Annotated in this window: 22 protein-coding genes; 10 read left to right on the top strand and 12 right to left on the bottom strand. The window is 68.1% G+C overall.

Features of this window, described 5'->3' with window-relative positions; genetic code table 11:
* Positions 1-123: 123 nt before the first annotated feature.
* Both NRB20_RS31480 and NRB20_RS31475 read right to left on the bottom strand, forming a co-directional pair.
* Entirely contained in the window at positions 124-1065 is a 942-nt protein-coding gene (locus tag NRB20_RS31480) for a lysophospholipid acyltransferase family protein (RefSeq protein ID WP_227834048.1), read from the bottom strand.
* 6 nt (positions 1066-1071) lie between these two features.
* The gene (locus NRB20_RS31475; RefSeq protein ID WP_153415038.1) at positions 1072-1914 is read right to left on the bottom strand and encodes a GNAT family N-acetyltransferase; all 843 of its coding nucleotides are present in this window, start codon (positions 1912-1914) and stop codon (positions 1072-1074) included.
* 297 nt (positions 1915-2211) lie between these two features.
* On the opposite strand from NRB20_RS31475, the gene NRB20_RS31470 reads away from it, so the two are divergent.
* Positions 2212-2427, top strand: coding sequence for a hypothetical protein (locus NRB20_RS31470; RefSeq protein WP_153415037.1), 216 nt, complete (start codon positions 2212-2214; stop codon positions 2425-2427).
* Between the two features lie 85 nt (positions 2428-2512).
* On the opposite strand, the gene NRB20_RS31465 is transcribed toward NRB20_RS31470, so the two are convergent.
* The 5 genes from NRB20_RS31465 to NRB20_RS31445 form a co-directional block, all read right to left on the bottom strand.
* Positions 2513-3391 (bottom strand): AIM24 family protein, encoded by an 879-nt coding sequence (locus NRB20_RS31465; protein WP_153415036.1) that lies wholly within the window; start codon positions 3389-3391, stop codon positions 2513-2515.
* Between the two features lie 7 nt (positions 3392-3398).
* Positions 3399-4196, bottom strand: a complete 798-nt coding sequence (locus tag NRB20_RS31460; protein WP_153415035.1) for an AIM24 family protein — start codon at positions 4194-4196, stop codon at positions 3399-3401.
* An 89-nt stretch (positions 4197-4285) separates the two neighbouring features.
* Positions 4286-5545 carry a glycosyltransferase family 4 protein gene (locus NRB20_RS31455; protein WP_153415034.1) on the bottom strand — a complete coding sequence of 420 codons (1260 nt, stop codon included), beginning with the start codon at positions 5543-5545 and terminating at the stop codon, positions 4286-4288.
* Complete coding sequence (locus NRB20_RS31450) at positions 5542-7125, bottom strand: glycoside hydrolase family 57 protein (protein WP_319945631.1); 1584 nt, start codon at positions 7123-7125, stop codon at positions 5542-5544. Before NRB20_RS31450 ends, NRB20_RS31455 begins: the two co-directional genes overlap by 4 nt.
* A complete protein-coding gene (locus tag NRB20_RS31445; RefSeq protein WP_153415033.1) occupies positions 7122-7946 on the bottom strand; it encodes a class I SAM-dependent methyltransferase in 825 nt (274 codons plus the stop codon). The genes NRB20_RS31450 and NRB20_RS31445 overlap by 4 nt, the downstream gene beginning before the upstream one ends.
* A 192-nt stretch (positions 7947-8138) precedes the next feature.
* Between NRB20_RS31445 and NRB20_RS31440 the strand changes: the two genes are divergently transcribed.
* The 6 genes from NRB20_RS31440 to NRB20_RS31415 all read left to right on the top strand — a co-directional run bounded on the left by NRB20_RS31440 (position 8139) and on the right by NRB20_RS31415 (position 13105).
* Entirely contained in the window at positions 8139-8924 is a 786-nt protein-coding gene (locus tag NRB20_RS31440) for an electron transfer flavoprotein subunit beta/FixA family protein (protein WP_153415032.1), read from the top strand.
* A gap of 35 nt (positions 8925-8959) precedes the next feature.
* The gene (locus tag NRB20_RS31435) at positions 8960-9919 is read left to right on the top strand and encodes an electron transfer flavoprotein subunit alpha/FixB family protein (protein ID WP_153415031.1); all 960 of its coding nucleotides are present in this window, start codon (positions 8960-8962) and stop codon (positions 9917-9919) included.
* Between the two features lie 325 nt (positions 9920-10244).
* A complete protein-coding gene (locus NRB20_RS31430) occupies positions 10245-11741 on the top strand; it encodes an ATP-binding protein (RefSeq protein ID WP_153415030.1) in 1497 nt (498 codons plus the stop codon).
* On the top strand, positions 11741-12148 hold the full coding sequence (locus NRB20_RS31425) for a roadblock/LC7 domain-containing protein (RefSeq protein ID WP_067889186.1): 408 nt from the start codon (positions 11741-11743) through the stop codon (positions 12146-12148). The genes NRB20_RS31430 and NRB20_RS31425 overlap by 1 nt, the downstream gene beginning before the upstream one ends.
* Before the next feature lie 11 nt (positions 12149-12159).
* Complete coding sequence (locus tag NRB20_RS31420) at positions 12160-12510, top strand: DUF742 domain-containing protein (protein WP_153415029.1); 351 nt, start codon at positions 12160-12162, stop codon at positions 12508-12510.
* Positions 12485-13105, top strand: a complete 621-nt coding sequence (locus NRB20_RS31415) for a GTP-binding protein (protein ID WP_153415028.1) — start codon at positions 12485-12487, stop codon at positions 13103-13105. Before NRB20_RS31420 ends, NRB20_RS31415 begins: the two co-directional genes overlap by 26 nt.
* 4 nt (positions 13106-13109) lie before the next feature.
* Here NRB20_RS31415 and NRB20_RS31410 read toward each other — a convergent pair whose 3' ends face one another.
* Positions 13110-13967 (bottom strand): LysR family transcriptional regulator, encoded by an 858-nt coding sequence (locus tag NRB20_RS31410; RefSeq protein WP_040826745.1) that lies wholly within the window; start codon positions 13965-13967, stop codon positions 13110-13112.
* A 111-nt stretch (positions 13968-14078) separates the two neighbouring features.
* On the opposite strand from NRB20_RS31410, the gene NRB20_RS31405 reads away from it, so the two are divergent.
* Positions 14079-15371, top strand: coding sequence for an NAD(P)/FAD-dependent oxidoreductase (locus tag NRB20_RS31405; RefSeq protein WP_153415027.1), 1293 nt, complete (start codon positions 14079-14081; stop codon positions 15369-15371).
* A 58-nt stretch (positions 15372-15429) separates the two neighbouring features.
* On the opposite strand, the gene NRB20_RS31400 is transcribed toward NRB20_RS31405, so the two are convergent.
* Positions 15430-16134, bottom strand: a complete 705-nt coding sequence (locus tag NRB20_RS31400; protein ID WP_153415026.1) for an SDR family NAD(P)-dependent oxidoreductase — start codon at positions 16132-16134, stop codon at positions 15430-15432.
* Between the two features lie 105 nt (positions 16135-16239).
* Here NRB20_RS31400 and NRB20_RS31395 point away from each other — a divergent pair, with 105 nt between their 5' ends.
* Entirely contained in the window at positions 16240-16908 is a 669-nt protein-coding gene (locus NRB20_RS31395) for a TetR/AcrR family transcriptional regulator (protein WP_153415025.1), read from the top strand.
* An 8-nt stretch (positions 16909-16916) separates the two neighbouring features.
* Here the strand turns inward: NRB20_RS31395 and NRB20_RS31390 are convergent, their stop codons facing one another.
* Positions 16917-17336, bottom strand: coding sequence for a nitroreductase/quinone reductase family protein (locus NRB20_RS31390; protein WP_153415024.1), 420 nt, complete (start codon positions 17334-17336; stop codon positions 16917-16919).
* Between the two features lie 224 nt (positions 17337-17560).
* Positions 17561-18922 carry a TIGR01777 family oxidoreductase gene (locus tag NRB20_RS31385; protein WP_319945630.1) on the bottom strand — a complete coding sequence of 454 codons (1362 nt, stop codon included), beginning with the start codon at positions 18920-18922 and terminating at the stop codon, positions 17561-17563.
* Between the two features lie 697 nt (positions 18923-19619).
* Between NRB20_RS31385 and NRB20_RS31380 the strand changes: the two genes are divergently transcribed.
* The gene (locus NRB20_RS31380; protein WP_227834047.1) at positions 19620-21530 is read left to right on the top strand and encodes an FUSC family protein; all 1911 of its coding nucleotides are present in this window, start codon (positions 19620-19622) and stop codon (positions 21528-21530) included.
* On the opposite strand, the gene NRB20_RS31375 is transcribed toward NRB20_RS31380, so the two are convergent.
* Positions 21520-21888 carry a hypothetical protein gene (locus NRB20_RS31375; protein WP_153415021.1) on the bottom strand — a complete coding sequence of 123 codons (369 nt, stop codon included), beginning with the start codon at positions 21886-21888 and terminating at the stop codon, positions 21520-21522. The genes NRB20_RS31380 and NRB20_RS31375 overlap by 11 nt on opposite strands.
* Between the last annotated feature and the right edge of the window lies 1 nt (position 21889).

Below are 21889 nucleotides of genomic sequence, written 5' to 3'. Positions count from 1 at the left end.
GATGCGGACCCCGGCGGCGCGCAACTTGGTCTCGACCAGCGCGAGTGCCCGAGCGGCGGCAGATCCCTGCTGTTCACCGTGGTGCGCGATCAGGTGGTAGCGCGTCCCGGCCTCGGTGCGTGCTCAGGAAACCGCAACCGGGTGGTGGATGTCCTTGTCCGAGACGATCTTTCGAGTCGGACCGGTGCCCAGCGCAGTTGCCTCGGCGTCGATGTCGAGGGTTTCGTCACCGCGAAGGGCTTGTTCGCAGCGGTGGGCCAGGTCGTGGCGATCGTCGCCGGGAGCCTCGGCGGGCAGCAGGGTGAGTTCCGCGACGACGCCGCGGGAGTGCAGAACGCGGCTGACCGAGTCCAGGAAGGTGTCGTCGCCGACGAAGGCGGGGATGCTGGACAACTCGCCGGCACGGTCGAGGTAGCGGACCCGGATCGGCTGGACGGGGGTGCCGGTGTCGACCGCGGCCTGGAACAGGGCGGGGCGCAGGCGGCCGTGGGCACGACCACACCAGGTGGTGCCCTCGGGGAACATCGCGACCCGGTCGCCCGCGGACAGCCGGGCGGCGATCGCGTCGATCACCTGCGGCAGCGCGCGCAGACGTTCGCGTTCGATCGGGATCACGCGCATCAGGCGGGCCAGTGCGCCCAGCAGCGGCCAGTCGATGAGGTCGGCGCGGGCCACGAAACCCATCGGCTGCACCGCGGCCAGCGCGACGACATCGGTCCACCCGACGTGTCCGGCCACGGTCAACAGCGGGGCCGGCCCCTGGTCGGCGTCCGCGCCGCGCTCGTCGACGACGCGCAATCCGATTCCGCAGCAACGCAACAGAGCCTGGGCATACCCCCGCTGCAAACCGCCCCGACGACGACGCGGCGTGACCACGTTGACGATCGGGAAGGACAGCAGCAGACCGAACACACCGGTCACGCGGGCGACGACCCGCAACGTTCCGGCCTCAGCGACCGTCTCGACGCAGCTGGGCACGCACGGACTCGACGGCATCCACTCGTGCACCGCCGCGGCGGGTGGGCACGACAGCGCTGCGGTTCCGGGAGATACGAACGCGGGCATCGGAATTCACCGTCCATCCATGACCGAGGCCGCCGACTGTAAGCGCTCCAGATACCGGCGGTTGATGGTGTCGAGGCCGAGCAGCACCACGAAATCCGCGACGCCGAAGTCGGGATCGTGGGCGGGCTGCCCGCAGATGTCCGCGCCCAGGCGCAGGTATCCGCGCAGCAGCGGCGGCAGTTTCGGCCGCGCGGGCGGCTCCAGTTCGTCCAGGGTGCGGCCGTCGACCACGACCGGGTTCAGCGGGCGCGCCCAGCGCTCCGGATCCCCACCGTGCTTGGCCAGCACCAGATCTCGCACGCCGCGCACGTTCGCGCCGATCGGGTCGCCGGGCGCGTCCTGCATCGGCACCGACGCGCAACCCATCACCCAGTCGTAACCGGTGAGCTGGATGTAGTGCAGGATGCCCGCCCACATCAGCGTCACCACCGAACCGTTGCGGTGATCGGGCACCACGCACGCCCGGCCCATCTCCACGATCCGCTGACCCTCGGGATCCATTGCACTGAGGTCGAATTCGGTCGCGGTGTAGTAACCGCCCGCGGCCGCGACCTTGTCCGGCGGCAGCATCCGGTAGCAGCCGACGAACTGATCGGCCAGCTCGTCGCGCACCAGCAGGTGGTCGCAGTGGTCGTCGAACGAGTCCGCGTCCAGACCGTCGGCCCGCTCGGGAATGTTGAAGCCGGGCTCCCCGGCGAAGACCTGATAACGCAACCGCTGCGCGGCGATGCGGTGCTCGGCGTCGGAGGAAACCACCAGCGAGTATTGTGGGCGACCGTCCCCTACGGCCGTACTGCGCACCGGCGCGGGCGAAACCGCGGCGGGTTCTGAGACTGCCTTTATCGCCATGATCCGATGAAACGAGTCCGAAGGGGCCCTGAGGCATCCGCCGAGTGTCGCCCCGATGCCAGTCCGGTGAACGAGATGAGCATCACACCCGACGTTCACCGCCAGTCCGCGTCCAGTTCGCCCAGATTGCGAACTACGCCGCTACCCGATGCGAATCCGTCACTTCCACAAGGGTTTCAACGCCGAATGTGATGTAGCTCAGGACCGGACAAACGATCTGTTGCCTCGGACGGGCGATTCCTATACTCGGGTGTCGTCGGCCGACCGGCCGACCGGGTAAAAAGGGATCAATACGAAATGAAACGTGTTTTCGCCAGCACCGCCGTCGCCCTCGCCCTGGTGGCGGGTGGCAGCACCGTCGCCGCGAGCGCGGCGAGTGCGCAGACGGTGTCGGCTCCGATCGCGAGCACCGGATCGTCCAGCGGGACGGCGAGTTTCCTACAGACGCTGCTCGCCGGGCGGGTCGGCTGCCTGTTGGGCTCCGTCTTCGGGACCACCCTGCCCAACTGCTGATCGCTCCAGAAGCGATCGGGCACACCGTGATTCGCGCCCGTCCGGTAACCACCGGGCGGGCGCGAGGTCTATCCGCGCGGCACGTTCACCAGCGCCGCACCGTCGCGTGTGAATGCGAGCGGATCGCCTCGGACTCCTCCTCGGGCGTGTAAACCGATTGCACCGCAACACGTCCCGGCCCGACCAGCCGCAACCAGATACTGCGATAACTGAAACTGCGCCACCAGCCCACTCCACGGGTGTGCGGATATTCCAGATGCAGATGCGCGGTCACCGAAAGGTCCCGGTACAGCAGCGCGGACGGTTTGACCAGCAGCGTCTGCCCGGGCGCGAGATCCCGGATGAAGGTATTGCCCGGTGAATGCAACAGCAGCAGACCAGGACCGGCCTGCGCGCTGAAGATGTCGCCGAACATCCCCAGCGGATAGTGCGTCTTGCGATCGTCACCGCTGCCGGTGACGAACCAGACGTTGTTGTTGGTCCAGTCGTAGGAGATGCTGCCGCTGGCCGCCAGGAACCGGTGCTCACGCACCCACATCTGCTGACCGTGCGCCAGCGGCAGCACCACAACGTCCCCGGCGTGCGTCCCGGACAGCGCGATATGCCCGGGCCCGCGGCCGGTCATCATGATCAGCGGCAGCCCGCCCATCATGCGCCGCCACGCGCCCTTGAGGCTCATCCGGTCCAACTGCGCGGTCGGCTCGGTCCACAGCAGGTTGTGATGCGAGAAGTAGATCCAATCACCCTGTGCCAGCGCGAAATCCGCCGCCGGAACCAGCGTTCCCTCGATCTGACAACGGGATTGGCCGAACTGGATCCGGGTCATGTCCCGGATCGCGGGCTGCTTGGTCCAGCCCGACGCGCTCACCGCCGCCCGGATGTCCACTGGCGCACCGCAATGCGGGCAGGTGCTGGCGTTCGGATCGCTCGGCTGCCGACAGAACAGGCAGGTGTAGGTACTCATCGCGGACCTACCCCGACCGGTGGTGGACGTACATCGACTGGATGCCGACCCGGCCCGGCCCGGTCATCTCCGCCAGATACATCCGGCCGAACAACCCGACCTTGATGTTCTGCGGCACGGCCTGCATCTGCACGCTCGCGTCCTTGTAGAGGAAGCCGCCCGGCTCGACCAGGATCTTCTCCCCCGGACGCAGATTCCGCTCGAACACGTTCCCGTACCCGTGCAACATCAGCAGCCCCGGATACCCCTGCGTGATGAACCGGTCCATGTACATGCCGTTGCCGCCGTGCAGGATGTTGGCCAGGCCCTTGATCCGCACGAACGAATAGTTGATGCTGCCCGAGGCCAGCAGGAACGCATGCTCGCGCACATCGAGTTCCATCCCCGGATGCATCGGCAGCACCACCAGCTCACCGGGCGAATCCCGGGAGAACGCGATCCGCCCCGGCCCCTGCGACACCGTGATCACCAGCGGCATCCCGGCCAGCGACCGCTTCACCCCGCCACCGGTGTTGAGCGCGAAGATCGGGACGGCCTCGTCCTTCCACAACATCACGTGATGCTCGTAGTAGACCTGATCGCCCGGCCCGAGCGCGATCTCCGCGACGGGCACCAGCTCCCCCTCGACCTGGCAGACGCTGTTGCCGAACCGGAATTCGGTCATGTCCCGCAGCCGCGGCGCCTCCCGCCAGCCCGAATCGCTGACCTTGTTCGCCTCGTCCAGCGGCGCACCGCAACTGGGGCAGGTGTGTCCCGTACCGGGTGGCGTCTGCACCCCGCACCAGTCGCACTGCAGCTTGTCCACAGCCGAATCCTCCCCGTGCGCAACCGGTCCGCGACCGTCCAACGAAAACGAATAGAAACTAGCACCCGGCCGCTGATCGTTCGAGTGCGTTACTCCGACTTGGGATCCCGCTCCGGCAGCGGCCGCTCGACCACGACCGGACGTCCCATCGGATTGCGCACCCGGCGCTTGGCGGCCTGGTAGACCAGGATCGTCTCGGCCGCGACCACATCCCAGGCGAAGTCGGCGGTCAGGCGCTCACGCGCGGCGAACGCGCGTTCCTGCGCGGCGGCCGGATCGTCCAGCACCGCGCACGCCGCCTCGACCAGACCGGACACGTCGGCGGGTTCGAAGGACGCCCCCGTCACCCCGTCCACGACCAGCTCCCCGAGCCCGCCCGCATTCGAGGTGACCAGCGGGATCCCCGCCGCGGCCGCCTCCAGCGCGACGATGCCGAAAGGTTCGTAGCGACTGGGCAGTACGACCGCGTCGGCGCCGTGCAACCAGCCCAGCAGGTCCTCGTGATCGAGCCGTCCGACGAAGTTCACCGCCCGGGCCACCCGATGCACCCGCGCCCGCTCGCGCAACCACTCGAACTGGGTGCCCACCCCGGCGACGGTCAGCGTCGTGCCGGGATGCGCGCGCCGGATCCGGGGCAGCGCGGCGATCGCGTCCTGCACGCCCTTCTCGTATTCCAGCCGCCCGACGTACAGCAGCCGCGGCGGATCCGAACGCGGCATCCGAGCGCGAAAAGGCCACGCCCCCACGTCGATTCCGTTGCGGATCACCCGCAGCGGCACCCGTTCGGGGTGATAGAGCCGCTCCACCTCGTCCTGCATCGAGGCCGAACACGTGATGAGCGCGTCCGATTCGTTGGCCAGCCACCACTCCACCGAGTGCACCTGCCGGTTGACCCGGCCCGAGACCCAGCCGCTGTGCCGCCCGGCCTCGGTGGCGTGGATGGTGGAAACCAGTGGCACGTCGAAGTATTCGGCCAGCGCGATGGCCGGATGCGCGACCAGCCAGTCGTGCGCGTGCACCACGTCGGGCGTCCAGCCCTCGGCGATCCCCGGTTTGCTCAGCGCGATGCCCGCGCGCACCATCGCGTGGCCCATCGCCAGGGTCCAGGCGAGCATGTCCGCACCGAAGTCGAACGCCGGTGGATCCTCCGCGACCGCGACGACCAGTACCCGGTCCTCGATATAGGTGTGCGTGGGATGGGTGGAGGCGTCGGTGCCCATCGGACGACGGGCCAGCACGACGACCTCGTGTCCGGCGGCGGCCAGCTCGGTGGCCAGGTGATGGACGTGGCGGCCCAGCCCGCCGACGACGACCGGTGGATACTCCCACGACACCATCAAGATCTTCATGCTGGTCCTCTGTGTTCGATATGGCCGCCCGTCGAGGGAGCCATCGATGCCGCGGGGCCCAGCCGCCGCGCGTCCAACGCGGGAAAGAGTCCGTCGGCCGCATACCATCCTGCCGCCAGATCATGTGCCTTGGCCAGTTGCCCGCCGAGTACCGCCCCCGCGATCTCCCGTATCGCGTGGCAGTGGCGGTGCGCGCGATCGCGGGCGTAGCCGGCGGCGGAGTCCTTGCTGACCATGAACGCCCAGTCGCTGGACACCGCGAGCACCGCCTCGCGCAGCAGTTGATCGGCGATCCGGTCGCGCGCCTGCGCACCACCGGCCTCCGCGCGCATCTTGTCCAGCGTGTCCAGGGTGAAGCGCACGATCTCGGCGTTCAACTCGACCAGATCGCGCACCTGTTCCCCGGCCCACACCCGCCAGTCCTTACCCGAACCCCAGGACGAGTCCGCGAGCGGAACCGGTTCTCCCACATAGCCGTTCGCCCGCGCGTCGGCCAGCGTGCCGACGCTGATCCCGGCCTCGGGCAGAGCGCGCAGCACCTGTTCGAGCCATTGCGGGCCCTCGTGCCACCAGTGCCCGAACAGTTCGGTGTCGAAGGCCGCGACCACCAGCGCCGGACGTCCGATCCGCGCGGATTCGGTGATCAGGCGTTCGCGCACGGTCGTCACGAAGTCGTCGACGTCGCGGCGCACCGCCGCGGCCGCGAGCTCGGGATCGTAAGGAGCCTTGTCCGGGCCCTCGACCTGTTTGCCGGTAACCCGCGAGGGCTTGAGCCCGGTGGCGTGGTCGTAATGGTGGAAGTCGCGGTAGGCGCTGTGCCCCGGGTACCCCGATTTCGGCGACCACACGCGATAACTCACCTGGAGATCCCGGCCGAAGGCCAGCACATCCGACTCCCGCACCGGACGCCCCAGGGTGGTGTCCCCGCGCAGGGCGGGACCGTCGACCATGAAGTGCGTCACACCCGCGGCGGCGTATTCCGTTTCCATCCCCGGCGTGAATCCGCATTCGGGAGCCCAGATCCCCGACGGGGTGTGCCCCCAGCGATGCCGGGCATCGGCCAGCCCCTCGGCGAGTTCGAAGGTGCGCAGCCGCGGATCCAGCAGCGGCTGGAACGGATGCGACAGCGGCCCGCCGAGCAACTCGATCGTCCCGGCGTCGATCAACTCCCGCCACACCGGCGAACCACCGTGCCGCCAGCGCTGCTCGAAATCCGCCAGCGCGGTCGCGGCCAGCCCGTGTTCGTGACGACCGAGCGCGACGTTCCCGGCCATGGCGGCCTCGTCGGCGCGCAACTGCCAGTTGCCGAGCCAGTGATGCATACCGGCCAGCGCGTGCGGATCGTCCAGCTGGGCCGCCAGCACCGGCGTGATGCCCAGGCTCAACAGATTCGAACGTCCTTCGGCGGCAAGGGTTCTCAGCACTCGAGCGACCGGCAGATAGGACGCGGCCCAGGACTGATAGAGCCACTCCTCCCCCACCGGCCAGCGCCCGTGATGGGCCAGCCACGGCAGATGCGAGTGCAGGACCAGCGTGAACCGACCCGGTACGGCGTCGGTGTCGGCGGACCCGCTCGTCACGGCTTCACCGCGATCGCGACCAGGTCCAGGCTCGCGTCGATGCGCGGATCCCACGCGCCGCCGGCACTTTCCGGTCCGTCACCCGAGGGCGAGATGTCGAGGGCGAAGTCCTCGCTGCGGACCGCGGCGACATCGGCGGCCAGATCCGCGGGCCAGGGCTCACCGGCCAGGGCGCGCTCGATCTGCGCGTCGATGATCGAACCGCCCCACTTCCTGTCCAGCGCAACGATTTCCGGCCCGTGATGCACGCCGGTCATCACCTCGACGCGAAAACCCGCCGCCACCAACAGTTCCGCCATCTCCACGGCGTTCAGCTCGCGAGTGTGGAAGGGGTTCAACGGAGTGTCGCGTCCGGGCGAGAAGGTGATCCGATTCGGCGTGCTGATCAGCAGCTCACCGCCGGGCCGCAGCACCCGCAGGCATTCGCGCAGGAACTGCCCCTGATCCCAGAGATGTTCGATCACCTGGAAATTCACCACGACGTCGACCGAATCGTCCTCCAGCGGCAGCTCGGCCAGATTCCCCTGGATCATCTCCACCCGGGGGTAGGCCGCGCGCACGTGCTCGACCGCGCTCGCGTCGTAGTCCAGGCCGATCACCCGGGCGGCGACGGCGGCGATCATGTTCGCGCCGTAGCCCTCCCCCGATCCGGCCTCGAGCACCGTGCGACCGGCGCAGCGCGAAAGCAGTCGCAGATAGGCGATCTCGTGGCGGCGGAACCAGTAGTTCTCCTCCGGGATACCAGGCACGGTGCGCTCACCGGTCAGCGGTAACGGGTCCACCGCACTGGCTTCCGCAGGGGAGAAAACGGCCTCACTCATCCAACAGACGTTAGCGGTTGCCAATATCACACCGACGCGCGGAGGTGGCGATGGAGAACATCACACCGTAAGTTACCCATGAGTAACTTAACGTAGGGTAATGTCCCGGAACGAGCTACTTCTGTGGACGTACGGCCCTCGTGCGACCCCACTTTTCACGTGTCCACCAGAACAGGAGGTCGACGAAGACCAATGCCGAACATCGTCGTACTGATCAAGCAGGTTCCCGACACCTGGTCCGAGCGCAAGCTGACCGATGGTGACTACACCCTCGACCGGGAGGCCGCCGACGCCATCCTGGACGAGATCAACGAGCGTGCCGTCGAAGAGGCCCTGCTGATCAAGGAAGCGCAGGGCGGCGAGGTCACGGTCCTGGCCATGGGCCCCGAGCGTGCCACCGAGGCCATCCGCAAGGCGCTGTCGATGGGCGCCGACAAGGCCATCCACGTGAAGGACGACGCAATCCACGGCTCCGACGCCGTGCAGACCGCCTACGTCCTGGCCGCCGCACTGGGCCAGGTCGAGGGTGTCGAGCTGGTCATCGCCGGTAACGAGGCCACCGACGGCCGCAGCGGCGCGGTGCCCGCGATCATCGCCGAGTACATCGGCATCCCGCAGCTCACGCACCTGCGCAAGCTGACCGTCGACGGCGAGAAGATCACCGGCGAGCGCGAGACCGACGAGGGCGTGTTCAAGCTCGAGGCCAGCCTGCCGGCCATCGTCTCGGTCACCGAGAAGATCAACGAGCCGCGCTTCCCCTCCTTCAAGGGCATCATGGCCGCGAAGAAGAAGGAAGTGCAGACCTTCACCCTGGCCGACCTGGGCGTGGACCCCGAGACCGTCGGTGTGGCCAACGCGGGTTCCGCGGTCACCGGCGTCACCCCCAAGCCGCCGCGCACGGCGGGCGAGAAGATCGTCGACGAGGGCGAGGGCGGTAACCAGATCTCCGCCTACCTGGTCGGCCAGAAGATCATCTGATTCCGCCCCTCGAGCAACCCAGGAGAATAAGAACAATGGCAGAAGTACTTGTGCTCGTGGAGCACGCCGACGGTGCGGTCAAGAAGGTCAGCACCGAACTCATCACCGCCGCCCGCGCGCTGGGCACCCCCGCCGCGGTCGTGCTCGGTGCGGCCGGCACCGGTGACAAGCTCGCCGACGCGCTGGCCGCGGCCGGCGCCGAGAAGATCTACGTCGCCGAGTCCGACGACGTCGACGGCTTCCTGGTCACCCCGAAGGTCGACGTGCTCGCCGGCCTGAGCGAATCCGCCGCCCCGGCCGCGATCCTGGTCGCCGCCTCCGCCGAGGGTAAAGAGGTGTCGGGTCGCCTGGCCGCCCGCATCGGCTCCGGCCTGCTGGTCGACGTCATCGACGTCAAGGCCGACGGCACCGTCACGCACTCCATCTTCGGTGGCGCGTTCACCGTGGACGCCAAGGCCACCGGCGACGTGCCGGTGATCTCGGTGCGTCCGGGCGCGATCGAGGCCGCCCCGCAGGCCGGCGCCGGCGAGAAGGTCACCGTCGAGGTGCCCGCGCAGGAAGAGGGCGTCACCAAGGTGACCTCCCGCGAGCCCGTGGTCGGCGGCGACCGGCCCGAGCTCACCGAGGCCACCATCGTGGTCTCCGGTGGTCGCGGCGTCGGCAGCGAGGACAACTTCCACAAGGTGATCGAGCCGCTCGCCGACGCACTGGGTGCGGCGGTCGGCGCCTCGCGTGCCGCGGTCGACTCGGGCTACTACCCGGGTCAGTTCCAGGTCGGCCAGACCGGTAAGACGGTCTCCCCGCAGCTGTACGTCGCGCTCGGTATCTCCGGCGCGATCCAGCACCGCGCGGGCATGCAGACCTCGAAGACCATCGTCGCGGTCAACAAGGACGAGGAAGCTCCGATCTTCGAGATCAGCGACTACGGCATCGTGGGCGATCTGTTCAACGTCGCACCGCAGTTGACCGAAGCGGTCAAGGTGCACAAGGGCTGATTGCCTGCGAACTTGTACCACTGTGGCCCCGGCTGGAAACAGCCGGGGCCACTGTTGTTTTCGATCACAAGAGTTTGTAACGGTTCGGTCGCTGTCATCCTGAAATGCTGCTAATGTTGGCCCGCGTCGGGTTACGGGAGTGGTTCGATCCGCACCGACGAGTCGTTGCGAGATCGCCTGTCCCAACGGCGTTTCGAGCTTTCAACGGGCAGGCTTCCACCTGTCCGCGTTCCAGAATTCGACAGGCATTATCCGGTCGCGGGCAAGACGCGATCGACGAGCTGAGGAAGGCGAGGCGGCCGGGCACCCGGCAAGAGGAAACCTGATGAATCAATCTACTGCCGTGACGATTTCGTGGATCCTCGCCGTGGTGCTCCTCCTGGCCGTGTGCGCGGCGGTCTACGCGGTCTACTACGCGAACCAGCAGCGCACCCGGGCCGAGACCGTGGCCCGCGAGGTCACCGCGCGCGAGGACGAACTCGAATATTTCGTCACCACGACGATGCCCTTCGCGGTCGAGTCCACGCGACATTCGGACAGCCAGGTGGAACTGCCCACCGGCGGCGAGCGCTTCCCCCGGCTGCTACGCGGCCTGGCCGAGCGCTACATCTCCGATCTGCACATGGTGCAGGCCGAGACCCGCGACCGAACCCGCCACGAGGCGGAATTCGAAGCGCAACAAGCCATTTCGGCCGCCGAGAGCGCCGGTAAGGCGGAGATCGATGCCGCCCGCGCCGAAGCCGACAAGGTCCGCAACGACGTGCAGGCCGGTGCGCACGAGGCCACCAGCGCCGCGGTGCGCTCGTTCGGCACCTCGGTGGTGAGCCTCGGCGCCGACGTCGGCCAGGTGGTCAGCGACGCGCTGCGCCGCCACCGCGGCGACGAGGTCTACGAGACGCTCTCCCGCATCGACCACAACGTCCAGCAGATGATCCGGCAGGCGCAGTCCTACGTGATCGTCTGTGGTGGTCTGCCCGGTCGTCGCTGGCCGCAGCAGTCCCTGACCGACATCGTCGGCGGCGCCACCGGCCGCGTGCGTGACTACACCCGGGTGCGGCCCGGACAGCTGGATCGGGTCGTCATCAGCCGTGCGGTCGAACCGCTCGTGCACACCCTGGCAACCCTGCTGGACAACGCGTTGCGCTACTCCCCGCCGACCTCCTTCGTGGATGTCAGCTTCCAGGAAGGCCACCACGGCGTCACCATCATCATCGATGACGCCGGTGTGCGGATGAACGCCGAGCAGATGGAGGAGGCGCGGCAGATCCTCGCCGGTGAGCGCGCCGTCGACATCCATCAGCTCGGCCCCGCACCCCGAGTCGGCCTGCCCGGTATCGCCGCTCTGGCCCGACGCTACGGTTTCAGCGTCTACGTCGACGGCCCCAACGCGTACGGGGGTATGCGCGCCATGGTATTCGTTCCCGAGACCCTACTCACCGAGCGCAAGAACGCCGACACTCCCGCCGCGGAACCCGCGGCCGTGCCGGCGGTGTCCGCCCCCGCGCCCGTGGAACCCATTGCGGTGCAACCGAATCCGCCGATCCCCGCGCCCGCCCCGATTCGGGAGCCGGAGCCGGTGTCGATCCAGGAACCCGAGCCCGTCACCACCTCGACCGTGCACGAGATCACCCCGGGCGGACTGCCGCGCCGCCGTCGCCGGACCGTTTCGGTCTCCAGCGTGGCGCGACTGACCGGCGCCGAGGACGGCACCGTCTCCGAAACCACCGCGCTGCCCCGCCCCGAGATCGCGACCGCGTGGCACAGCGGTTCCCAGAGCGGCCGCGCCGCATTCGACGAACACAGCGAAGGGATGACATCCTGATGGGCACACCCGGTACAGCCGTCACCGACGGCAACAAACTGGCCTGGATGCTCGACGATCTCCACGTTCCCGGCGTTCGCTTCGCCGTCCTGCTCTCCGAAGACGGTCTGCGTATCGCCCACGTCGGTGCCATCGGTCTGGACGACGCCGAGCGCTTCGCCGCCGCGTCCTCCGGGCTACGTTCGCTGGGCAAGGCCCTGGGCGAGTTCTGCGGTACGGCAAATGCGGTGCGGCAGAACATGACCGAGTACGACGACGGGATGATCTTCATCACCGCGGCCGGTGAGGGTGCCCTGATCGGCGTCTCGACGACCAGCGAGGTCGATGTCAGCATGGTCGCCCACAGGATGAACGAACTCGCCGGTCGGGTCGGCCGGGAGCTCGGTAGCCTGCCACGCCAGCACTAGCGGCCGGTGATATGAGCAACCACCGGCGCGACCCGGATCTGGTGCGTTCGTATGTCCGTACGGGCGGCCGCCTTCGTCCCAGTCGAGAACTCGACCTGGTGACTCTCGTTGTAGCAGCTCAGGATCCAGCCCCCGGCACGAGTCCGGATGCGCTGCGCGTCCTCGGCGTGTGTAATCGACGCCGCGTGCTCTCGCTGGCAGAGATCGCCGCCTACCTGGATCTACCACCCTCGGTGGTCAAGATCCTGGCGTCCGACCTGCTGGACAGTGGCCATCTGGCCACACCGGCCCCGGCGAAATCCGTGCCGGAGCTTGCTCTGCTCGAGGAGGTACTCAATGGGCTCCGCGCTCTCGCCGTCTGAGTCCGCTGTTCCCGACCGCACCGTCGACTATGTGCCCGAGACCGTGACCCGGTCCGTGAAGCTACTGGTCGCCGGCAACTTCGGTGTCGGCAAGACGACGTTCGTGGGCAGCGTGTCCGAGATCCGGCCGCTGCGCACCGAGGAGACCATCACCGAGGCCAGCGTCGGCATCGACGATATGGCCGGGCTGCCCGGCAAGGTAACCACCACCGTGGCAATGGATTTCGGACGCATCACGCTGAATCCCCAACTGGCACTGTACCTTTTCGGCACTCCGGGGCAGCGGCGGTTCATCCCGCTGTGGGAGGAACTGTCCCGCGGTGCGCTCGGCGCGCTGGTCCTGGTCGACACCCGGCGCATCGACAAGGCCGACGAGGTGCTCGCGGTCCTCGAGGAGCGCGGTGTGCCGTATTCGGTGGCGGTCAACGAGTTCGAGGGCTCGCAGCGGTATCCGCTCAGCGAGATCCGCGACGCCCTGGACCTCGAGCCCGGCACCCCGCTCACGGCCCTGGACGCGCGCGATCGCGGCACCTGTCTGCGTTCGCTGATCACCCTGGTCGAACATCTCTTCCACCGCGTGGAGAACCGCGGCTAGCGGTTCACGAGCTGTGCAGTGCGGCCAGCAACGTCACCAGGATCGGTGAGGGCCGCACATCACTGCGCACGACCGAGGACACCGGTATGCGCAGCGGGTTCCCGGCCAGGTTCAAGCGGGCGATCCCCTCGACGGCGCTGTTCGCGTACAGGATGGTCCACGCGTCGGGCCGGTTGATGAGCTCCATCGTGGCCGTGTGGTCCGGTGGGATGGGCGGGCCGAACGTGGGCCGGACCGGTAGATCGGCGAACGCGGACCGGACCACGTTGTGCAGCAGCACCTGTTCCTGTTCCGGTGGCAGCAACAATGGGTAGTTACCCAGTTGGGTGAGCGTCACGTCCTCGCGTCCGGCGAGTGGATGCGAGGTCGACGCGGCCAGTTCGAGGTCCTCCACCCACAGTTGTTCGACCGTCAGGCCGGGCTGATCCACGCTGCCTCGGATGAGAGCAAGATCACAATCGCCATCCGCGACCGCGGCGATGCGCTGCCGGAAGGGTTTGATCACGAACTCGATCTCCGCCCCCGGATGCGCGTCGCGCGCCCCGGCGATGGCCGAGAGCGATCTTGTTGCGAAGGACATGTTGGCGGCCAGGCGAATTCGCGGTCCGGAGGCCCGCACAGCTGCGCGAATGGCCGATTCCAGGCTCAGCATCTGTTTCGCAAGCGGAAGTAGCCGAGCGGTTGCGTCGGTCGGGACGACCGATCGCGTGGAGCGTTCGAAGAGCTGCACACCGAGGTCGTGTTCGAGTCTGGCGATCTGGTGACTGATAGCCGATTGCGATATGAAGCACCGCGAAGCCGCCCGACTGAAGCTGAGCTCCTCGCAGACTGCGACGAAGTACGACAGCTGCCGCAGTTCCATCACGAACTCCATTCATGAGAGATCCAGATAAGAGTCATCTGAATTATGCGCCCTGACCCGTGGAACAGTCCCCTTCCGGATCGCGTTTACTAATGACAGAAGGAGGTTGTCATGCAACACGTGGATGCGGGTATCGAAGCCGCGGATGTCGTCATCGTCGGATCGGGCTTCGGCGGGCTCGCCGCCGCGAAGCAGTTGAGCAAATCGGGGGTGGATTTCGTACTCATCTCGAGTACGCCGGAGCATTTGTTCCAGCCACTGCTGTACCAGGTTGCGACGGGTGTGCTCCCCGCCACAGACATCGCCCCGCCGATCGCGCAGGTGCTGCGCCGGCACAAGGGTGCGGATGTGCGGCTGGGCAAGGTCACCGAGATCGACGCCGACGCCGCGGTACTCACCTACGAGACCGAACAGGGCGCGCGCCGGATCCGCTACGGCTCGCTGATCGCGGCCACCGGTGCGAACCAATCCTATTTCGGCCGTGACGATTTCGCCGAGAAGACCTATTCGCTCAAGACCATCGCCGACGCCGAGCGGCTGCGCGCGCAGATCGAGCGCGTCTTCGCCGAGGCCGCCGGGGCCGATCAGGCCACCCGCGAGCGGCTGCTGAGCTTCGTGGTCGTCGGCGCCGGGCCGACCGGGGTCGAGGTCGCCGGACAGCTCAAGGAACTCGCGAAAAGGTATTACCGCCAAGAGATTTCGGTCGCCCTGGTGGAGGGCGCCGGTGCGGTGCTGCCCCCGTTCGGCGGCAACCTGTCCGAGTACGCGCGAGAGTCGTTGACCCGCAACGGCGTCGAGGTGTTGCTCGATACGTTCGTCACCGATATCGACGACGGCAAGGTGACGGTCAAGACCAAGGACGGTGTCGAGCGCGGTATCGCCGCCGAGACCGTGGTGTGGTCGGCGGGCGTGGCCGCGGGCGGTTTCGCCGGGCTGCTGGCCGAGGCCACCGGCTGCGAGACCGATCGCGCGGGGCGGCTGCTGATCAATCAGGACTGCACCGTCGGAGGCCACGCCGACATCTACGCCATCGGCGATATGACCTCGCTGAACGGCTACCCGGGCCAGTCGCCCACCGCGATGCAGGAGGGCCGCCACGTCGCGGACATCATCCGTCGCAAGAAGCAGCCCGGCACCCCGTTCGTCTACTGGGACAAGGGATCCATGGCGGTGATCAGCCGGTTCAGCGCGGTCACCAAGGTCAACGACAAGATGAAGTTCACCGGTCTGATCGCGTGGACCGCGTGGCTCGCGGTGCACCTGTTCTACCTGGTCGGATTCCGCAACCGGTTCATCGCGGTGGCGTCCTGGCTGGTCGCGTTCATCGGCACCGGGCGTCCGGGCTTCGCGGAGAGCGCGAAGGTCGCCGCGGCCCCACCGGCCGAACAACGCCGAGCGGCATAGCCGTTCCCCCGAGACCCTCCGGTACCGACCGGAGGGTCTCGTCGTCCGCGGCGGGCTCTCACGCAGCGCGCTCCACCTCCGTATCGGTCGTGGCCATCTCGAACAGTTCCGCAGCCAACGCATCGGGTGCGATGCGTTCGACCTCGTTCGGCTCGACCGAGGCGAAATGCCCGGAGTCGTAGAGTCGCTGCGCCGCACTCGTCTCGATCAACCTGCTGATTTGCAGACTACCCACGCGCACCCCCGCCGGGCGTACCTGTCGATCCACCGAACGCAGGTAATTGAGCAGACCCGATTGCGGGATGCCGACGCTTGCCAGGGCGGGCTGCGCATCGTGTATCGCACTGCCCTGCGCGACCAGCACCGCGCCCGATCCGCGCCGCACCATCTCCGGCAGCAGGGCGTGCAAGATGCGCACGGGGGTGGTCAGATTCAGCGGCAACCAGGTTCGCAGGGTGTCCGCGTCCAGGTCCAGGGCGTTCACCGGGAGGCGTTCGACGCCACCGGGCGAGTAGAGCAATACATCCGGAATGCCGTGGCGGCCACGAAGATTCGCCAGCGCGATGTCGACCTGCGCATCGTCGGTGAGGTCGGCAAGCAGGATGTCGGCGGTGATGCCGTCGGCAGCCAGACTCCGCCGGAGCCCATCGAGGGTGTCACCGTTGCGTGCGATCAGCGTGACCGAGTAACCCTCGCGACCGAAGCGCCGCGCGGCGGCCAGACCGAGTGCGGGACCTGCGCCGAAGACTGCCAGATGAGGCATGACGAGTTCCTTTCGAGTTCGATGAAGTTGAGAAGTCACTCAATTTGAGCACCTTCTCAACTTAGCTCGAAGTCGAGTGGTCGTTCAACTTGTTAGGCTGATGTCATGGTGGACGCGGCCGAGCACGGGAGTATCGCGAACGCTCCGACGGCGCGGCCGCGGCGTCGGGATGCCCGTGACAATCGGGACAAGGTCGTGACCACGGCCCGCGCGCGGTTCGCCGCCGACGGGCTCGACGCCTCACTCAATGCCATCGCACGCGATGCGGGAGTCAGCATCGGCACGCTCTACAACCACTTCCCGACCCGCGAGGACCTGATCGGCGAGGCGCTGCTGGATCAGGTGTGGGAATCGGTGCGCAGCGCCGAGGCCGCGCTGCGGGCCGAGGATCCGTGGGCGGGCCTGGTCGAGCATCTGACCGCGCTGGCGCAGTGGCAGGCCCGCGATCGCGGATTCACCGATATCTGCGTGCGTTCGCTACCGCCGGACAGTCCCATCGAGGTCGCGAAACAGCAGGGGCACAAGCTGTTTCATCAACTGATCGCACGGGTGCGGGAGTCGGGTGCGCTGCGGACGGATGTCGATGTCAGCGATGTCGGGTTACTGCTGTGGTCGGTTGTGCGGGCGACCGAGGGGGTGCGGGAGCAGGCCCCGGATGTCTGGCGGCGACATCTGGGGATCCTGCTGGACGGGCTGCGCGGGGAGGCTGCCCATCCGCTGCCGGGGCCGCCGCTGGATGACGAAATCCTGCGTACGGCAATGCGATTCGGATAACCGATGGGTCAGGCGCGACGCAGTGAGACGACCGGAATCGTGCGGATGCCCGCTGTCTTCTGCGCGTATTCGGCGAATCCCGGATAGCGGCGGGCCTGTTCGTCGTAGATCCGGTCCCGATCCGGGCCGGTGATCTCGGCGACGGTGACCGGGTAGGTGGCGGTGCCGCGTTCGATCTCGGCGGATCCGGCGGCGACGAGGTTGTGGTACCAGTCCGGGTCGGTCGGCGCGCCGCCCTTGGACGCGAAGACGTAGATGAGATCCGGGTCCTGCTCGTCGGCCAGGTACATCATCGGGGCCACCAGGTCACGCCCGGTCCTGCGGCCCCGATGGTGCAGCAACAGCATCGGCGCGCCCTCGAAGGGCCCACCCACCCGGCCCTCGTTGGCCCGGAACTCGGCGATGATATTCGCATTCCAGTCGCTCATACGGCCATCCTTCCCGATATCGCCCGGGGTGTGCCGGTTTCGGGTCGGCGCGGCGGGCCGGTCTCGCGGAACGTGCTACATCCCGTTGACCTCGACGATCGGTGCCGGATATACCGAGTGCGGCACCGCGGAACGCCACGGGGCGGCGGTCGTCGCGCTCAACTGAGCGCCACGAAACCTCCGGCGATCACGTACCGCTTATCGATGCGCGGTCGATGCAATCGTCAACGCTGGGTTCGGTTGTCGAGGGTGCGGCCGAGGATGTGGCGTAGGGCGAAATCCAGTGCGGGAGTGCGGAATCGGTGTTCGGACTCCTGGAGGCGGGTGGGTTGGACGCGCTGGCTGGCGGCGGCCAGTTCGCGAGCGCCCTCGGTGCCCAGCAGCAGCGCCGGGCCGAATTCGGGTACCGGCAGCAGCGCGGGACGACGAACTACGCGGGCCAGGGTTCGGGTGTAGTCGGCGTTCGTGACCGGTTGGGGCGCAACAGCATTGACCGGTCCGACGAGGTTCGCGTCCCACAGCGCGCGGTGGTAGACCTCGACGAGATCATCGATTCCGATCCAGGACAGCCACTGCGTGCCGTCGCCGATGCGGCCGCCGAGCCCGGCCGTGAACAGCGGACGCAGCAGCCGCAGTGTGCCGCCGCGCGGTGACTGGACGATCCCGGTGCGGACGGTGACCACGCGGACGCGATCGGCGACCTCGGTGGCGGCGGACTCCCAGCCCGTGACCAGGTCCGCGAGGAAACCCGTACCGCGCGAACTGTTCTCGGTCAGCGGCTCGTCCCCACGGTCGGCGCCGTACCACCCGATCGCCGAGGCGCTGACGAAGGTGCGCACCCCGGACCTCGCGGCCAGATCGGCGAGCCGCCGCGTGGGCTCGATCCTGCTGTCGGCGATCGCACGCTTGTGCGCGTCGGTGAACCGGCCCGCGATCGACGCCCCGGCCAGATGCACGACCGCGTCCACGCCCGCCAACAGCCCCGGCTCCGGATCGGCCGGATCCCACCGACGCTCGTCGGGACCGGACGGCGTGCGCCGGACCAACCGGATCACGGTGTGCCCGCCGGTGGTCAGCAGTGCGGTGAGCGCGGCACCGACCAGTCCGCTCGCACCGGTCACCGCGACGACCGACGGCCCGAGACCGTGCGCCGCGGCCAGCCGATGCGCGGCCAGATCGTCGGCCAGTTGCCGGGACCGGTAGGCGAACATCGACCGCAGCGCGAACCCCGGCACCGGGGAATCGACGCGGTCCACCACCCGGGTATGGTCCGCGCCCACGATCTCGAACTCGTGGGTGTGCCGCCACGGCAGCAGTCCGGCGGGCAGCGTGCCGAGGCCGTCGCCGACGACCTCGTCCACGAATCGATGCGGCGGGTCGTACTCGCTCCCGCGATGCTGAGCCACCCAGGACAGACCACCCGGCAGGCGCAGGACCGCGCGCCCGTCGGCCAGTGACCTCGCCTCCGACCGCACCTGCACCGGCTGCCAGGGCGGAGCGAGCCTGGCGAACGCCCCCGGACGCTCGAACCACGCGAAAACCTCGTCACGAGGCACGGCAACGACACTCGACCATTCGATGCCCACGAATCCGAGCGTAACCACGCGAGCACCGATCCCGTTCATTCCCCCCCAGCCCAGCCTGGCACCCGCCGGATCACCGTTGGCTATGCGCGGATCATCGAACCAGCAATAAGCGTGCGGCACTGATGCTCTCACCGAAGGCCACACACGAACACCGGACCAGCAACAAACGCACGGCACTGATGCTCTCACCAACGGCCACACGCAGATCACCGGACCGACAACGAGCATGCGACGCCGGTGCTCTCACCATCGGCTGCGCGCGGACCACCGCACCGACAACAAGCGTGCGACGCCGGTGCTCTCACCATCGGCTGCGCGCGGACCACCGCACCGACAACAAGCATGCGACGCCGGTGCTCTCACCATCGGCTGCGCGCGGACCACCGCACCGACAACAAGCGTGCGACGCCGGTGCTCTCACCATCGGCTGCGCGCGGACCACCGCACCGACAACAAGCGTGCGACGCCGGTGCTCTCACCATCGGCTGCGCGCGGACCACCGCACCGACAACAAGCGTGCGACGCCGGTGCTCTCACCATCGGCTGCGCGCGGACCACCGCACCGACAACAAGCGTGCGACGCTGATGTTCTCACCGACGGCATCGCCGGATCGGTCCGGATCGGAAACGAGTGTGCGGCGCTCGAATTCTCGCCGACGGCGGGGACACGACGTGCGGCCGAACGTACTGTATGTCCATGATCGAACCCCGCGCCCGGGTGGCGGCGCTGTGGTCCACTCCCGCTGCGTTCCGGGCGCTGCGGGCCGCGCTCGTCGTGCCGGGACTGTTCGCGTTGACCGCCGAGGGGATCGGCAATCTGGAGATGGCGACGTTCGCGGCGTTCGGCGGGTTCGCGACGCTGGTGATGGCCTCCTTCGGTGGCAGTCGCAGGGACAAACTGCTCGCCCATCTCGGTCTCGCCGTGGTGGGCAGTGTGCTGCTGACCATCGGGACCGCGGTGCACGCGGCGGTCTGGCCCGCGGTGGTGGTGACGCTGCTGGTCGGATTCGCGGTGTTGTTCGCCGGGGTCATCGGGCCGAATGTGGCGGCCGGTGGGACGGCCGCGCTGTTGGCGTTCGTATTGCCCGCGGCGTCGCCGGGGTCGATGGAGGCGATTCCGTCCCGGCTGGCGGGCTGGTGGCTGGCCTCGGTGGTGGGGACCGCGGCGGTACTGCTGATCGCGCCGCGACCCGGCGCGGACCGGGTGCGAGCGGCCACGGCGACGTTGGCGCGCACCCTGGGTGAGCGCCTGGATGCCGCGTTGCGCGGGGCCGACGACGCAGCCGCGAAATCGGCGACCATCGAGGCCAAACATCGGCTGATGGAGTTGTTCACCGCCCAGCCGTACCGGCCGACGGGTCTGACCACCTCGGATCAGGCGCTGGCGGGAGCCGCCGGAATCATGGAGTGGCTCACCGGACTCCTGAACGACTGCCTGACCGAGCATCCCGATCTGAGCGCGGTCATCGAGGTGGAGAAGGAACTGTTCACCGCCATCGGTTCGGTACTGCACGATGTCGCGGAACTACTGGACGGCGACACCACCGATCCGGACCTGGACCGCCTGGATCAGGCGCTCGAGCAGAGCGTGACCGTGCTGCGGCACATGGACACCGGTGGGGCCGGATACGCCGCCGCGGTGGACCTGTCCTTCCACGCGCGCACGCTCGGTTTCGGTGCCCGCACCGCCGCCCGCGATGCGCTGGTGGTCGTCGGCCGAACCGATGAATCGAACGAATCCGACAGCGCTACAACAGTATCGGTGCATCCGCTCCGACGCTTCGGAGTGCTGAGCTCCCTCGGCGGACTCACCCTCGGACATACCAGCCTCCGATCGGTGTGGTTCCTGAACAGTGTGCGTGGCGCGGTGGGACTGGCCGCGGCGACCGCGGTGGCCGATCTGAGCGGGGTGCAGCACGCGTTCTGGGTGGTGCTGGGCACATTGTCGGTGCTGCGCACCAGCGCGGCGGCCACGGGAGCGACGGCATTGCGCGCATTGGCGGGCACCGTCGTCGGATTCGCCCTCGGCGCGGCGCTGCTGTCGGTGATCGGCACCGGCCAGGTCGCGCTGTGGATCGCGCTACCGCTGGTCACGCTGATCGCCGCCTACGCGCCGGGGATCGCCCCGTTCGCGATCGGACAGGCGGCCTTCACCCTGACCGTATCCGTGTTGTACAACCTCCTGGTTCCGGTGGGCTGGCAGGTCGGCGTGCTGCGGGTGCAGGACGTGGCCATCGGCTGTCTGGTCAGCCTCGTGGTGGGTACGCTGTTCTGGCCCCGCGGCGCGGGCAAGGTGGTGCGCGACGATCTCGCCGACGCCTACCACCAGGGCGGCGACTATCTCGCCGGTGCGGTCGAATGGGCACTGGGCCTGCGCCAGGCCCCACCCGATCCGGCCCGCACCCGCACCGCCGATCTGCGCCTGGACGAGGCCGTGCGCGGCTACCTCGCCGAACGCGGCACCAAACGCATGCCGCGAGAAGACCTCTGGCGTCTGGTCAACGGCACCACCCGCCTGCGCCTCACCGCACGATCCCTGGCCGGACTGCCTCCACGACGAACTGGGCTCCCGGCCGCCACCGGAAGCCCAGTCATACTCAGTCCCTAGCTGGAAGCCGGTTGAGAATCTCCCGCAACAGATCCCCTTGTTCGCGGAACATGGCGTCATGCCGATCCAGCCTGGCGTTCACAGTCCGGAACTCTTCACGCACACCGGCAAGCTCCCCGTGCACTACCGCGAACTCTTCACGCACACCGGCAAGCTCCCCATGCACACCGGCAAGCTCCCCATGCACTACAGCGAACTCCTCGCGCACGTCTTGGAGGGTGCCGTGTACTCGGCCGAATTCCTCGAGCACCTTGTCGTGGTTGGCGGCGACGGTTGCCTCTAGTTTGTCGACACGGCCGGTGGTGGCGGCAGCGATATGTTCCAAGTGGGTCACCCTGATCTCGAGCGATGCGGTCACT

Source organism: Nocardia macrotermitis (genome assembly GCF_009604405.1).
GTDB lineage: Bacteria > Actinomycetota > Actinomycetes > Mycobacteriales > Mycobacteriaceae > Nocardia > Nocardia macrotermitis.
This window is presented reverse-complemented; position numbering and strand designations above follow the sequence as displayed.